Consider the following 14,209-nt stretch of genomic DNA (forward strand, 5'->3'; position numbering starts at 1 on the left):
TCCTTGGGACATTGTCTTTAGAATCCCAGAACATGTTTAAAACAACGCCCCTGACAAAGAGTATTATTACTCTCTTGTCAGGGGTGCTTATTTACCTTCCATCAATACGCAATATCCACTTATTCCATATTCACTGTGCCTATAGAGGCTTTCATTGTCCAAATACAAACCTTGGCTGAGCGTTGTGTCTTACACTGTAAAATTCACTTTATACTTGAGGCGGCTCCATACCGAATTGAGCCCAGTCCTCCTTAGCGGGACCGTAAATTCCTGGAACTTTTAATCCAGCCTGCCTCATAAGTACTGTTAATTGGCCTCGGTGATGGATTTGATGATCAATGAGGTCTTTTAAAGTATCACCTATGACCCAGGATTCTCCATACATATCGCGTTTCTCTAAAAGAGTTTGATCATTCCACTGGGCTCTGACCGCCGTTGCTATAATGTTGCTAACTTCTCTATAAGAATTGGAAATTTCCTGCGCGGTGTCTGGAACTGGAGCATCCTCATCGATACTTTCAAGAATCAATCCGGTTCTCGCCATCATCTCTGGGATCGTAGTTACGAGATGCCAGGCAATTCGCCCTAATGTACGGTCTTGCGCTGTCACGGCTTGGTTTAGAGAGTCATCAGTTAAAGCATCTAGCATTCGTTGGGTTGATTCCTCTTCCTTCTCCCAATCCTGAAGGAATGCTGCTAAGGAAAGAAACATACTCATCCTCCCCCTTTTTTCAATTTGTTCCAATATTACCAGTTAGCCTAAAGCAGGTCAAATCTACCCATTGTCTGGCATTTGATTAGATGATATTCTTGAACAAGTATCAAAAGTTTGCAGACTATATCATAAACTTAAGAGATAGGAGTAACCACCAATGGCAGTTCAAGCTGATTGGAAGAGACTACTTGAAGACGAAATAAAAAAGGAATATTATATCGAATTGCTCGAATGGGTAAAAAACGAATATAGACATAAACACATCTTTCCGAAAAAGGAAGATGTGTTTAACGCTTTAGTCTTTACCTCATACCAAAATACAAAGGTCGTAATTTTAGGGCAAGACCCGTATCCCACTATCGGACAAGGGATGGGACTTAGTTTCTCTGTAAATATTGGAGTACCCTTCCCTAAATCGCTCCAGAACATATTTAAAGAATTGCAAACTGACTTAGGTTGTAAGGTACCTAACCATGGCTCGCTTCGAAAATGGGCAGAACAAGGAGTTCTACTCCTCAATACCTCACTAACCGTAGAAGAGGGGAAGCCTAATTCTCACCAAAACAAAGGGTGGGAGATATTTACCGACAGAATTATTTCTTTAGTTAATGAGAAAACAGATCCCGTGGTATTTATTTTATGGGGTAATAATGCCCGTTCCAAAAAGAAACTTATTACAAATCCCAAACACTTAATCATTGAGTCAGCTCACCCAAGTCCTCTATCAGCAAGTAGAGGCTTCTTGGGAAGTAAACCGTTTTCAAAAGCAAATAATTTCTTAATATCTAACGATAGAGCACCGATAGATTGGCAGATAGACTAGCATCAGTTTATGATATTTTTGACAATTCAGTTGTTCCACTTTACTAAATGAGAACTAATAAATTCAATAATAGCTTCATTTTCCTCTTTTCCAGAACCCTTAATAGATAATGGTTCTCCAAAGGCCATATGAATGGGTTTACTACGATCAATTGGTCCCAAATCTTTTAAATACTTGTCATTTCCCCAAAAGTCAGTTTTTATGGCCACCGGAATAACCTGGACCTTAGCACTTCTTGCCAACTTTACTCCTAAAGAGTTAAATTCCTTCGGTCTAAATTCAACTGTCCTTGTACTTTGGGGAAATATGATAATTGATGTTCCTTCTTCTAATAACTTTTGTCCTGTCTTCATTACTGTTTGAAAATCTTCTCGAGAATTGGATCTACTCACAACAATCGGATTTCGTGAACGCATAATTGGACCAAAGAACGGATGTTTAACCAGACTCTCCTTAACAACAAAGGTTACATCCATTTGGGGGGCGATTATACAAGGAAATACCATGGTCTCAAGTGTACTCATATGGTTGCTAATAAAGACTACAGGACCTTGGCACTTATGTAAGTTCTTAAGTCCTGTAATGTGAAACCTACCCCCACAACCCTCTATTAACTTGAAAACATCGTACGACGACGACGCCCAAGCCTTCGTATCGTATTGGCCTTTTAGAACAACTCGACGAGATTTGAGCACGATAGAAAAGTATTTACCCATAAAATACAAACGAGTATTTAACATTAATCTATCTAGCAATAAACGTGGGGTATTATCTTTAGTATGATATGAGTCTGTTGAAAAAAAGCCCTTCTTCAAAGGTCTATCCTCCCTGCCTGTATTAATAACCTAGTCTTAGCTTAGACAATTATTGATTAATTTAGTTCGGCAGATCTGCAGGATATCCCTCCTATCAAGCTAAACAATTTAACATTACATCAATCTTGCTCATTCGTATCCCTTCTTATTGGAATAAAATAAGTGGCATGTGCAAACAAATGGCTTGGATGTTTCGTTACAAAGTAACACCAATCTTTATCATCCTTTAATACTAAAGTGTATAATTGCATGCCTAAAACGCTACCTGCGTTCGCTCCCGGAAACTGTTCATGAAACTGACGATGGAAGTTATGCCTCTTACTCAATTGCGTGAGTATGATGTTGATAACTTGTTGTGAATCTATGAAAGGCTTAACCTTTAATTTTTCTGAAGCAATCTCTGCTATTAACTCTTTTTCCGTTATGACAACGAGTGATGAATTCTCATAAACGAAAAACTCATTCCAATAACTTTTTAATTTGGAACGATCAAACGATGAATAATCTTGGCTATTTATCAGATGTACTCCTCCTTTCTACACCTTTGCTATTGGCTGCTTTTTTTCACTTAGATTAGCATTTGTGTGGATAGTAAATCTATAGCACGCCTGTGTGATCATAATCAATCTTCACTATGGTTAATTTGTTAACTGTTGACTATACTTACACAATAAACGCTTGTAACGCCTTTACTTTTTTCCCCACCCACCCTCATTATCCCACTGGGAAAAAATAAAATGACAGACGTGGCCTAAGCAAATACTAAGCTGCTCTCTTATGAGAGCAGCTTAGTATTTGCTTAGGCCTTATTACATACAATTTGCCACATAATACCGAATTTATCAGTTATTTTACCGTATAATGGGCTAAAGAACGTTTCTTGCAAATTCATTTCGATGGTGCCACCTACGGATAAGGCATCGAACATTGCTTTTGTTTCATCTTTTGTATCAAATTGCATGGCAAATGAAATATTGTTTCCGGTGCTGTAAGGAGCATTGGGAGTACACCAGTCTGAAAAGTTGATCACATGTCCATCTTTTCTTAGTTCGGCATGCACTACAAGATTCTTTAAGTTTTCAGGAACCGGAAATGCTGGATTTGGCGGGGCATCACCGAAATGCATAATGGTGGCTTCCCCACCAAGTACTTTTTCATAAAATCTCACAGCTTCCTCGCAGTTCCCGTTAAAGGTGAGATATGGCATTAACCAATTACTCAAAATACAACCTTCTTTCGTTAATTAATCTTGGTGTTAATATCTAGTTTTGTCCGAGACTGTAGATTTATACTGTTTATTATTCACATAAGACATTACCACAAGTTCGCACTTGAATAAATAATACATGTACCCATAGAATAAATTATTGACCCATGTATTTCAAATGTTGTCGGGGAAGGTGTCAATGGGCTATTTATCATTAAGAGAATTAGGAATTGCTTCAGCTTCTATAGTAAAATAAGGATATACTATGACTTAGTAAGTAAGCATAAAGTAAGAAAGGCTTAAACTCATGCAAATCTGGAAAAGGAACTTAATTGTTTGCTGGTTTGGAATGTTTGTGACGATGATAGGAATGAGCCAAATCGCTCCTATATTACCTCTTTATATAAATCGGCTTGGGATTCATAACACAGCTTTGATTGAACAATTCTCAGGAATCTCCTTTGGGGTTACCTATATAATCGCAGCTATCTTTTCCCCAATTTGGGGTCACGCGGCAGATAAATATGGACGAAAACCAATGCTTTTAAGAGCAAGCCTTGGGATGTCTGTGATCGTATTCAGTATGGGGTTTGCACATAATGTCTATCAATTGATCGCCTTAAGATTATTACAAGGGGTTATCACAGGCTATAGTACAGCCTGTGTTACTTTAATTGCAACTCAGACAGACAATGAACATGCAGGTTGGGCGTTGGGCACACTCTCCACAGCTTCTATTGCGGGTTCCTTACTGGGACCAATGGTCGGTGGCTACATAGAGGAAAACTTTGGCTTGCAAAACGTATTTTTTATAACAAGTGTTCTTTTAATGATTGCGTTTATAACAACCTTTTTATTCGTGAAAGAAGAGTTTGTTCGTTCTAGCAAAAAGGTGCTTAGCGCTAAAGAAGTGTGGAAGCTTATCCCCTATCCAGACTTAATTGTCACTATCTTTATTACGTTTTTTGCGTTACAGTTAGCTCTTTACTCTATAGAGCCGATCATAACTGTTTACATTACACAGTTATCTCATAATACAACTCACGTTGCTCTAATTTCCGGTATAGCATTTTCAGCTCCAGGATTGGCTAGTATCCTAGCTGCTCCAAGGTTGGGCCGACTTTCAGATAAGATTGGACCACAGAAAGTTATGTTGGTTGCACTTATCGCAGCAGGAATAATAATTTTACCTCAAGCCTTTGTAAAATACCCTTGGCAGCTAATTATCCTTCGCTTTTTAGTCGGCATGACAACTGCCGGCTTGGCCCCTTCGGTTAATTCCTTGGTTAAGCGAATTACACCCGATGTACTTACTGGCAGAGTTTTTGGCTTTAACATGGCGGCACAGTATCTAGGTATATTTGGAGGTTCAATATTAGGAGGCCAGGTGGCTGCATACCTGGGTATTCAATATGTATTTTATATTACCAGTCTATTGTTAGTGATCAATGCCCTGTGGGTATATAAAAAAGTTTATCAGAAATTGTCTAAAACTATGATCTAACTAATTGATTATTAAACCAGCTCCAAAATACGTGTGAAGGGACAACTCTCTCGGTAGCGAAACAGGATAACTCTGAATATTGTACCATATATTTCTATTTGCGATTGAACTAATGGAGGTGACTGGGTACAATGAATATTTTCTGGAATCAACAGGCCATGCCTCAACAGAATCAAATCTTTCAAACACCGAATACTTTGACACAATTCGGTGGGGATTATTATACTCGGATGTCAGGACAAAATCCTCAGAGATTTCCATCCATGATGGGGGGGCAAGTCGGTTTGCCGACGCCCACTGGGTTTGGTCAATCTATGAATGGACCTGGAGGAGGTCTAGGTGGAGGTATGCCCGGCTACCAAGGAAAGCCTGAAGGAAATCCGTTATGGGGAGTTAGTCCACAATCTGCTGGAGGTCAAGGCTACGTCACACCAGGCTATCCACCACAAGGCTTCGGACAACAACAGCGGCCTATGCCACCAGTACAAGGTTACCCGTCGCAAGGATTCCCAACCCAAGGTTATCCTCAACAAGGATACGGAGCTCAGGTGTATAACCCAGGGTATGGAGGACAAATGCCCCTCTATCCTGCTCGGGAACAACCTCAAAAAGGTGGAATCAAAGGTTTTATCAGTAATCTTATGGCTAAACGAAAGAGGTAGCTCTCTGCGCAGTTATTCTATCCTGACTTCTGAATAGAAACCATATTACTAGGAAAATTGCCCTTGGCCATTATTAGTCCAAGGGTTTTTCATTATGGGACCCTCCACTATGCAAATTCCTGTTCAGATAAAAACAGCAATTTAAATAAATAATCCTCGAAAAGAAAACCAGCCGCCCTGGATTGAAAAATTCATATTTTCTTAACCAAATTACCATCTATTACATGAAATAATTTAGAGGACATTTGCATATTTCGTCGAATAACTTACAATGTGTAAAAAAAAGAAAATCAAAGCTGAATCTAGGCTTGCCTAGAGCGGGGGGTATTTTTATGGGGTGAAACGCGTACTCTACGCGTAGGGCTTTACACCTTGTTGCCCAAATCCGTCAACTAACCTCGTAAGCTAAGAAAGGTGAAAAAATATGCATTTGTCCCCCGTCCTATCGAGATTAAAAAACGTGGTATTTGTCCGGATCAAAGATTTTAATAAATTTTCCCGCAGCACTCTACAAAAAATTTCATGGAAATCGCCCCAAGTCATTGGTGGTTTAACGGTTACAATACTCCTAACTGGCGGGCTCGCCTATTATCTTTCGACAACAACTTCTGCGGCTGCCGTAATAATTAACGGTCAACAGGTTGGCTTAGTACGCAATGTTAATACCGCACAAAATCTCGTTGAAACAATTCTTAAACAACAAGGCGAGCCTTATGGACTCGTTGCCAAAACACATGACCAAATTACTTATGAAAGTGTTAGGGTTAGTCCCACACTCTATCTGGAATCTTCTTTAAGTGAAAAAAAGTTGGAAGATCAACTAAATTATTATTTTGATGGTTATAAGTTAGCTGCAGACGGTTCTGTTATAGCAGTTTTACCTAGCAAAGAAGCTTCGGATAAAGTTCTTAAAGAATATGAAGACTATTACGTTAAACCCAGTGATGAAAATAAGGTAACCTCTGTTAGTTTTGCAGAAAAGGTAACTGTCGAAGAGGCAGAAGTCCAGCCAGACCAGATGAAACAATTAGATCAAGCTTTTAACGCACTGCTTGACGGTAAAATAACTACTAAGGATTATACTATCCTACCCAATGATTCTTGGTGGCTTATCGCCCGCAAAAATGATATGTTGACCGATGAAGTATTAGCTGGTAACCCAGGAACAACCAAAGATACGAAGTTACAGCCGGGCCAAGTCATTAAGCTCGTTGATTCTACACCTTTTCTTACTGTCGTGAGTCAGGGAACTTATTCGGGATCAGAAACAATTCCCTATGATGTCGTAACAAAAACTGATACCAGTTTAAGGAGCGGTCAAACAAAAGTCGTCCAACAAGGTAGTAATGGCGCAAAATCAGTTACATATTCTTACGTTCAAAAGAATGGTATCGACGTTACCAAGAAAGTATTAGATGAAAAGATTACCCAGACTCCTGTCAATCGAGTCATTGCTAAAGGCCTCAGTAGTCAGCCTATTAATGTAGCTTATGTCTCTCGCGGAAGCGCTGGTTCTTCAAGCATCATAGATCGAGCGCTCAGCTTGCAAGGAACACCCTATGTTTTTGGCGGAACAACTCGAAGAGGCTTTGACTGTTCAGGTTTCACCAAGTATGTTTTCGCGAGTGCTGGGATTTCGCTTCCTCGCACATCCTATGAGCAATTCGCCTCAGGAACGCCCGTCGGCAAAAATGATCTTCGACCAGGCGATCTGGTATTTTTCACTACCTATTCTAAGGGTGCATCACATGTGGGCATTTATATGGGGGGAGGACGTTTCGTTCAGGCAAGTAATCCTAATAGTGGTGTTAAAGTATCCAGCCTTAGTGATACCTTTTACTCCTCCCGCTATCTCGGAGCACGCAGATACAACTAGTAAGCATAGAGCAACTTTTTTGAGAGTAACAGCGAATGTTGTTACTCTTTTTCTTTTTATGGCAGAATAGGATAATCTTTCTATAGTTTTGGCAAACACTTCAAGGTTTCGTTCAGAATATGATAATATGAGTGTAAATGCGAAAGGAAGGAGATGATTATAATGCCCAATAACCCAAAAAACTCTAGCGTAGGCACTATTGCTCTCGCTGCACTAGTCGGAGGAGCGACTGGGGCCTTAATTAGCTTATTGTTTGCACCAAAAAGTGGCAAAGCACTACGTCAAGATATTCAGAATAAAGCCGTAGGTCTCATGGAACAGGTCGAAGACACTACATTCCAACGTGCCGAGGCCATAAAACAGAGGAGTACCGACCTCGCCGATAAAGGAAAGAAGTTAAAAACAGATATCCAAATATTCATTCAGGACTTGAGATTAAAAAAGCCAGGCTACGTAGACGTTACCCAATCAACCTCAGAAGAAACTTCTTCACAACCTGAAACAGAAACTATTTCTGAATTCGTACCTACAGAGGTCCCCCCATATGAAGGGGCACCAACAGTATAAAGTTTAAGTCATAATGTGATCAATCTTGTGAAAAATTTGTTTCCAAAATATAATGAAGGCCTGGTGATAGACGTTCTTAGTCTATTTACCAGGCCTTCATTATATTTACTGGGCTCTTAATCGTAAGTACATTACCTTCCCCAGCACCTTCCTCGACCAACACTTCATCTGGACAACGCCTTTTACAAGGACGAAAACCTGCTTCCATTGCCTTTGTTGCAACTCCATAGATAAAGATATTGTCACAGCTCACAACGACTTGCCATTTTTCATTATCAGACATTTGATCAGACGATTGAGGCCATTCACAAAGTATGAATAGTTCTCTAAAATTTTCTGCTGTGAAACTAAAATTAATCGCTCTCGATATTATTGTTATAATTATCACCATAATAACAAAGAAAAGGAAGAAACAATGCGATTTCAATGTATGCTTTTCAATAAAGTAGCCTGAAGTGACAAGATGGTTATCAGGCATCTTTTTGACTAAATAGTCTAGGTTTCGCGGGAAGTGAGGCAACCTATGGGTTTTAACATTAAATAGCTCCTCAATTGTATATCTAATGTTTATATTGCAGGAATGAATATGGAGAGGCCGCCATGGATGGGGCCCCTAGACCTTCTCATAATTTATTAGCCGATAAGCCTTAATATTTTCTATGGTATATTGCAACAAACAGAAAATATATGATTGGCATAACTATTAGTGTAAAGATTGTGAATCTCTGCATTGATACGTCAATAACATTACTAAAGACTGATGCAATAACGATATACCAGTATGAAACCCAAAAAGCCGTATGTCCTGCTTTAGAATTAATATAGATATTCCGCTCCTCTTTTTCAAGTTTTAAGTTCTTAGAAAGCTCAGGATGCTTCTCAGCTTTATGATAAATTAAAAGCATTCCAACTCCAGTTGGAGTAAATCCAACTGCAATTCCAAGCATCATAGGTTTTTCAAACCCAATAATGAAACTAATTAAAGCTACCATGCCGATAATAATAAAGATAACCGAATATATTATTTCTCTTTTAAGATATATATCTTTTCTCATCAAATATCCTCCTCTTCAAAAATAAAGACCTCTTCAATCTTCAAGTAAAAAACTTTTGAAATCTTATAGGCAAGAAAAATAGAGGGATTGTATTTACCATTTTCTAATGAAATAATCGTTTGCCTGGATACTTCAACTTTTTCTGCCAGATCCAGTTGAGTCAAATCGAATTGCTCCCTGAGATCCCTTATTTTATTTTTCAAACTTATACTCCTTTCTGTAAATGTAAAGCTAACTTTACGATATTAGTATATGCTTTAGCCTCTTCTATTGTCAAGTAAACTTTACATCTATCTCACAAAGAAATACGAGCTTTCACGCGCACGGACGCACGGCTTTCACGTTCGGTTTTGTACTAACGTCCCGCGTAATCCCGAAGCGTCCCAACCACTTTCATCATCTCTAAGATATGGAATCGTAATATCAAACTCTTAAATGAAGGGGGAATTAAATGTAAATCAACTTCACTAAAGACCCAATTAACCAACTTGCTTAAATTACACAACTACCTCCCTTTGTTGGATCAACAAAGGGAGGTAGTTTAATAGTAAGTAGGTTTTTTACAGCAGCTATACAGTTTAGTTATTTTGAATATGTTTGACATACTCATTGTAATTCTTTATGAACGCTTCAATCTGTTTAAGTGGTCGTACAAATTCTTATTCATACATAAAGTAACATTACTTTACCTTGATAATAAAATCCACTCCCTGAAGGAATAGGATCATTTCCGGTATTTTTCCTCTCCAAACACTCACCCCCAATTGCACTTTCACCAATTCCCATTATTGCTATAACAGAAAATAATATCAACTGATGATTATTCACCTTAAACCTTCCAATTACAGACAAAATGATTATAAAGACATTATAAGAAAAAACAAGAAGCCAATAACCGTGATATTTCAGTTATTGGCTAAGATCGTTTTGGTTAGTTATAATTATTAATTTTTAAGAGATTAATATTAGTTGCCCAATAGTGTCCGACTTTATTATCTAGTGACAGACTTTATTATCAGTGAACATCTTTTTAGCCACACTTAGAGTAGCCACAGTGCGTACACACAACACAACCGCTTTCATGATTAATCGGCTTGCCACACTCTGGGCAGGCGTTTGCAGGAGCAACGCTTGTCTGGGCTTTTCTTCCGGTAATCCTTTCGGTAGCAGCCCCCACTCGCCCTCTTGAACCTGGGCTTACAGTGGCTGGTGCTGTTTCCTGAGTTTCCTTTTGAACACTAGCAAAATTAATACCAACCTCATTATATTTCTTAATCACACGGGCAATTGCATCCGGGCAGGATGTAACGTTGACCCCTTCACGTCGCATACAAGCCGGGCAACGTATTCCTTTGATCTGTTCAGTAATTGAATCGACAGACAAACCGGAACGCAGTGTGATGGAGATCAAACGGGCCGTTGCCTCAGATTGGGAAGAGCATCCTCCTGCGCGACCCGTATTCGTGAAGACTTCACAAATACCCTTTTCGTCCGCATTAACACTGACATAGAGATTACCGCACCCAATTTTAATTTTCTCCGTAACCCCTATGGTTGTGGTCGGTCGTGGACGAGGTACTACTGTATTCACTTCTGGAATAAACGGAGTTTTTGGGATAATCAGTTCAGATGCCTGTCGTTCATTCGCTCCAAGGTAACTTTGGGCTTGTTTTTGTGCCTCTGAGGTTCCTGTGGAAAGTACCTGCTCTTCCCGACTACCATCACGATAAACCGTTAATCCTTTACAATTTAGTTCGTCAGCCAACCGATATGCTTCGGCTATCTCCTCTCGTGTCGCGGAGTTTGCAAAGTTAATCGTTTTGGATACCGCATTATCTGTATATTTCTGAAAGGCTGCCTGAATGCGAATATGCCATTCGGGCGCGATCTCTTGAGCTGTAGTGAATACTTCCTGCACCCAATTCGGAACTTCCGGTAGCCCTAGGACGGTCCCGCGTTCCGCAATCTTGTGCATGAGTTCCTGGGAATAGAAACCATATTCTTTGGCAAACGCTTCAAAGAGCGGATTGACTTCAATTAAAGCCGTTCCATCCAACACAGTTTTGGTATAGGCAACCGCAAAGAGAGGTTCAACCCCGCTGGACGCACCGCAAATCATGGAAATAGTTCCGGTCGGGGCAATTGTTGTTAGCGTGGCATTACGCAGTTTCATGACCCCATCATAGATTGAGCCTTCATAATTCGGGAAAGTTCCTCGCTCTTCAGCAAGTCGCTGTGACTCGATACGGGCCTCTGTCTGGATAAATTTCATAATTTTTTCTGCATACTCCACCGCATCTTCTGTGGCATAAGATGCTTGAAGCAAAATGAGCATATCGGCGAAGCCCATCACACCAAGACCAATTTTGCGATTTCCCTTAACGACTTTATCAATAATGTCTAACGGATATTGATTGGCGTCTATCACATTATCGAGGAAACGAACAGACAACCGGACTATATAACTCAAACGCTCCCAGTTAATAACCATTTTTCCGTTTGTCTCAGTTACCATCAACTTAAGATTAAGGGAGCCTAAGTTACAGGCTTCATTAGGCAGGAGTGGTTGCTCACCACAAGGATTGGTAGCTTCAATCTCTCCCTGCAGAGGAGTAGGATTTCCCTCATTTAAACGATCGAGAAAGACAATTCCAGGTTCCCCATTTTGCCAGGCATGGTCTACAATCTTATTGAAAATCTCAGGGGCGGATAATTGACCTGCGGTATTACCTGTATGAGGGTCTACGAGATCATAGGAACGTCCTTCACGGACGGCAAGCATAAAATCTTCCGTAATCCCAACGGAAATATTGAAATTCGTAATTTCTTTGTTGTCCTCTTTACACTGAATGAAATCCACAATATCAGGATGGTCAACACGCAGAATTCCCATATTTGCACCACGCCGAGTGCCGCCTTGTTTAACCGCTTCTGTAGCTGAATTAAAAACCTTCATAAACGAAATCGGGCCGGAGGCCACTCCACCAGTTGAACGAACCATGCTGTTTTTCGGTCGCAATCTGGAAAAGCTGAAGCCAGTTCCTCCGCCAGATTTATGAATAATCGCGGCATTCTTTATTGCATCAAAAATCTCTTCCATGCTATCTTCAATGGGTAAAACAAAGCAAGCACTCAATTGTCCGAGATCCCGACCGGCATTCATAAGCGTCGGAGAGTTTGGCATAAACTCCAGATTTGCCATCATGGTATAGAATTCTTTAGCCAGTACTTGAGTTTCTTTTTTGCTTTTGCCATATTTTTCCTCTTCAATACCCGCAACCACAGTAGCTACACGATAAATCATGTCCTCCGCAGTTTCTACAACTTGTCCATTCTCTTGTTTTAAGTACCGTTTTTCTAATACAACACGCGCATTAGGCATTAGATTTGCCTTGGGCCAGGTTTTTGGTGCTTGTCCTTCGAAACTCAACACGAATCCCAACTTTCCTTTATAACTATTTAACTCAGTCCTGAATTCTTAATAGTCCCCCGCTTTTCGATAAGTTCCTGTAATTCTTCCATAAAGCGCTGTATGTCCCGAAACTGACGATAGACAGAAGCAAAACGTATGTAGGCGACTTCGTCCAAGTCAAATAACTGTTCCAACACAGCCTCTCCGACATCAGCACTCGACACTTCACGCTCATGACTGTTACGCAGTTTCTTTTCAACTGCGTAAGCTGCATCCTCTATTTGTTCCGTAGAAATTGGCCGTTTTTCACAAGCTCTAAGCATACCAGCCATCATTTTAGAACGAGAGAATTCATCACGCCGTCCATCTTTTTTTACAACGACGAGGGGAGAATCCTCGAACTTTTCAAAGGTAGTAAACCGACGCAAACAACGATCACATTCTCGACGTCTACGAACTGCTGTTCCTTCTTCAACTTGCCGTGAATCAAGAACTTTCGTATCCTCGTTACCGCAGAATGGACAGTGCACAGCTCCACCCCCACATATAGTATGTTTTAAATTTAATCACACTATATGTTGTGTGTCAAATCTAACTTCAGGCATTATTCAGCTTGTCCTTCCCTCCGCTCCCATTTCTGTTTACTACCTCTTTCTTACTACTTTTTAATAGCCTAAAGAAAATGGTTGTTAAAAACTTTTCTATCTCGTCAACTGAGAATGTCGTAGAGTAGTATTCCTCTTAATAAAAAGGGCAGAATAACCTTCGTAACCTTTAGAATTCTTTTCTTAGAAAGGAAGTGACGTAACCTTGAAAAAGAAATTACCTGCTGAAAAAAATCCCAATCCTAACACTCAACCAACTCCACACAATCATCAACCGAGTATGGATTCTAGAGATGGGCATGGTCTATCGAAAGAGGAAGCCTTACGTTCAAAGAAGTAATTGTTTGAGCAATGCTCAAACATACTTCTTAATGTCCTACATCTAATTGCAAGCACTATAAAGGAGAGTTCTATCAACCCCACCTCCTTTTCATGAACAACCTTAGATAGTCCTAACTCGACCTAAATCCTCAGACAAGCTTTATATCTAGACTTTAAGGTCCTCGAGCCTTCCACATGTTAGAGACTGCTAACTCATAACGCAAACTCCAGCAATGTGACGATAAGTGGACGAGCTTATCGCCACACTGCGTCCCGAAACAAATTCTCCTGCAGTGTGGATCCCGAACGGGTGGAACCCCGGCCCCAGTCGTTCCAGTCGTTCCATTCATTGCATAAATCTTACTTTCATGAACACAGAAAAGACTACCTCGTTAGAGATAGTCTTTTCGCTTGTTTACCTGGCGATGACCTACTTTGCCAGGGGCTTGCGCCCCAAGTATCATCGGCCCTGAAGGTCTTAACTTCCGTGTTCGGTATACGAAAAGCGGACGAGCTTTTCGCCACACTGCGTCCCGAAACGCATACTCCAGCAGTGTGGATCGAACGGGTGGAACCCCATCCCCAGTCGCTTCTATTCATAGCTTATAAGGAACACAAAAATGCTACCTCGTTAGAGATAGCATTTT

The 14,209-nt window shown here is 40.2% G+C and carries 15 protein-coding genes and 1 riboswitch; of the genes, 6 read left to right on the forward strand and 9 right to left on the reverse strand.

Annotated elements, in window-relative coordinates:
• Window positions 1-208: 208 nt before the first annotated feature.
• Window positions 209-712: a DinB family protein gene (locus DSBG_RS19910; RefSeq protein ID WP_068966516.1), complete on the reverse strand. Its 504-nt coding sequence runs from the start codon at window positions 710-712 to the stop codon at window positions 209-211.
• 160 nt (window positions 713-872) lie between these two features.
• Between DSBG_RS19910 and DSBG_RS19915 the strand changes: the two genes are divergently transcribed.
• The gene (locus DSBG_RS19915) at window positions 873-1,538 is read left to right on the forward strand and encodes a uracil-DNA glycosylase (RefSeq protein WP_068966518.1); all 666 of its coding nucleotides are present in this window, start codon (window positions 873-875) and stop codon (window positions 1,536-1,538) included.
• A 26-nt stretch (window positions 1,539-1,564) separates the two neighbouring features.
• Here the strand turns inward: DSBG_RS19915 and DSBG_RS19920 are convergent, their stop codons facing one another.
• Window positions 1,565-2,353: a lysophospholipid acyltransferase family protein gene (locus tag DSBG_RS19920; RefSeq protein WP_068966520.1), complete on the reverse strand. Its 789-nt coding sequence runs from the start codon at window positions 2,351-2,353 to the stop codon at window positions 1,565-1,567.
• Window positions 2,354-3,152: 799 nt separating this feature from the next.
• Window positions 3,153-3,575, reverse strand: coding sequence for a VOC family protein (locus DSBG_RS19925; RefSeq protein WP_068966522.1), 423 nt, complete (start codon window positions 3,573-3,575; stop codon window positions 3,153-3,155).
• A 292-nt stretch (window positions 3,576-3,867) separates the two neighbouring features.
• Here DSBG_RS19925 and DSBG_RS19930 point away from each other — a divergent pair, with 292 nt between their 5' ends.
• The 4 genes from DSBG_RS19930 (at window position 3,868) to DSBG_RS19945 (ending at window position 8,169) form a co-directional block, all read left to right on the forward strand.
• A complete protein-coding gene (locus DSBG_RS19930) occupies window positions 3,868-5,064 on the forward strand; it encodes a multidrug efflux MFS transporter (protein WP_068966524.1) in 1,197 nt (398 codons plus the stop codon).
• Window positions 5,065-5,195: 131 nt separating this feature from the next.
• On the forward strand, window positions 5,196-5,726 hold the full coding sequence (locus DSBG_RS23310; protein ID WP_068966526.1) for a hypothetical protein: 531 nt from the start codon (window positions 5,196-5,198) through the stop codon (window positions 5,724-5,726).
• Between the two features lie 284 nt (window positions 5,727-6,010).
• Window positions 6,011-6,148: riboswitch (cyclic di-AMP (ydaO/yuaA leader) on the forward strand.
• A gap of 2 nt (window positions 6,149-6,150) precedes the next feature.
• The gene (locus DSBG_RS19940; RefSeq protein ID WP_068966529.1) at window positions 6,151-7,602 is read left to right on the forward strand and encodes a C40 family peptidase; all 1,452 of its coding nucleotides are present in this window, start codon (window positions 6,151-6,153) and stop codon (window positions 7,600-7,602) included.
• Window positions 7,603-7,764: 162 nt separating this feature from the next.
• Window positions 7,765-8,169 carry a YtxH domain-containing protein gene (locus DSBG_RS19945; RefSeq protein ID WP_068966531.1) on the forward strand — a complete coding sequence of 135 codons (405 nt, stop codon included), beginning with the start codon at window positions 7,765-7,767 and terminating at the stop codon, window positions 8,167-8,169.
• An 85-nt stretch (window positions 8,170-8,254) separates the two neighbouring features.
• Here DSBG_RS19945 and DSBG_RS22685 read toward each other — a convergent pair whose 3' ends face one another.
• The 6 genes from DSBG_RS22685 to nrdR all read right to left on the reverse strand — a co-directional run bounded on the left by DSBG_RS22685 (window position 8,255) and on the right by nrdR (window position 13,166).
• Window positions 8,255-8,452 (reverse strand): Ada metal-binding domain-containing protein, encoded by a 198-nt coding sequence (locus DSBG_RS22685; RefSeq protein ID WP_141694386.1) that lies wholly within the window; start codon window positions 8,450-8,452, stop codon window positions 8,255-8,257.
• Between the two features lie 364 nt (window positions 8,453-8,816).
• Window positions 8,817-9,224: a DUF2178 domain-containing protein gene (locus tag DSBG_RS19955; RefSeq protein WP_068966535.1), complete on the reverse strand. Its 408-nt coding sequence runs from the start codon at window positions 9,222-9,224 to the stop codon at window positions 8,817-8,819.
• Window positions 9,224-9,427: a helix-turn-helix transcriptional regulator gene (locus DSBG_RS19960; protein ID WP_068966537.1), complete on the reverse strand. Its 204-nt coding sequence runs from the start codon at window positions 9,425-9,427 to the stop codon at window positions 9,224-9,226. Before DSBG_RS19960 ends, DSBG_RS19955 begins: the two co-directional genes overlap by 1 nt.
• Window positions 9,428-9,887: 460 nt before the next feature.
• On the reverse strand, window positions 9,888-10,052 hold the full coding sequence (locus DSBG_RS23315) for a hypothetical protein (protein WP_176716339.1): 165 nt from the start codon (window positions 10,050-10,052) through the stop codon (window positions 9,888-9,890).
• Between the two features lie 202 nt (window positions 10,053-10,254).
• Entirely contained in the window at window positions 10,255-12,606 is a 2,352-nt protein-coding gene (locus DSBG_RS19965; protein ID WP_242877778.1) for a vitamin B12-dependent ribonucleotide reductase, read from the reverse strand.
• Window positions 12,607-12,683: 77 nt separating this feature from the next.
• Entirely contained in the window at window positions 12,684-13,166 is a 483-nt protein-coding gene (nrdR, locus tag DSBG_RS19970) for a transcriptional regulator NrdR (RefSeq protein ID WP_068966538.1), read from the reverse strand.
• Between the two features lie 631 nt (window positions 13,167-13,797).
• On the opposite strand from nrdR, the gene DSBG_RS22690 reads away from it, so the two are divergent.
• The coding region (locus tag DSBG_RS22690) for a hypothetical protein (RefSeq protein ID WP_207647269.1) at window positions 13,798-14,209 on the forward strand (412 nt) is incomplete at its 3' end.

Source organism: Desulfosporosinus cupriresistens, assembly GCF_001707885.1.
Taxonomy (GTDB): Bacteria; Bacillota; Desulfitobacteriia; order Desulfitobacteriales; family Desulfitobacteriaceae; genus Desulfosporosinus.

What these genes read in the sequence shown, in the direction of transcription:
- DSBG_RS23310 (WP_068966526.1), top strand. Translation starts at nt 5,196, where the DNA reads ATGAATATTTTCTGGAATCAACAGGCCATGCCTCAACAGAATCAAATC.
- DSBG_RS22685 (WP_141694386.1), bottom strand. Translation starts at nt 8,452, where the DNA reads ATGTCTGATAATGAAAAATGGCAAGTCGTTGTGAGCTGTGACAATATC.
- DSBG_RS19940 (WP_068966529.1), top strand. Translation starts at nt 6,151, where the DNA reads ATGCATTTGTCCCCCGTCCTATCGAGATTAAAAAACGTGGTATTTGTC.
- DSBG_RS19910 (WP_068966516.1), bottom strand. Translation starts at nt 712, where the DNA reads ATGTTTCTTTCCTTAGCAGCATTCCTTCAGGATTGGGAGAAGGAAGAG.
- DSBG_RS19965 (WP_242877778.1), bottom strand. Translation starts at nt 12,606, where the DNA reads ATGCCTAATGCGCGTGTTGTATTAGAAAAACGGTACTTAAAACAAGAG.
- DSBG_RS19955 (WP_068966535.1), bottom strand. Translation starts at nt 9,224, where the DNA reads ATGAGAAAAGATATATATCTTAAAAGAGAAATAATATATTCGGTTATC.
- DSBG_RS19945 (WP_068966531.1), top strand. Translation starts at nt 7,765, where the DNA reads ATGCCCAATAACCCAAAAAACTCTAGCGTAGGCACTATTGCTCTCGCT.
- DSBG_RS19930 (WP_068966524.1), top strand. Translation starts at nt 3,868, where the DNA reads ATGCAAATCTGGAAAAGGAACTTAATTGTTTGCTGGTTTGGAATGTTT.
- DSBG_RS19915 (WP_068966518.1), top strand. Translation starts at nt 873, where the DNA reads ATGGCAGTTCAAGCTGATTGGAAGAGACTACTTGAAGACGAAATAAAA.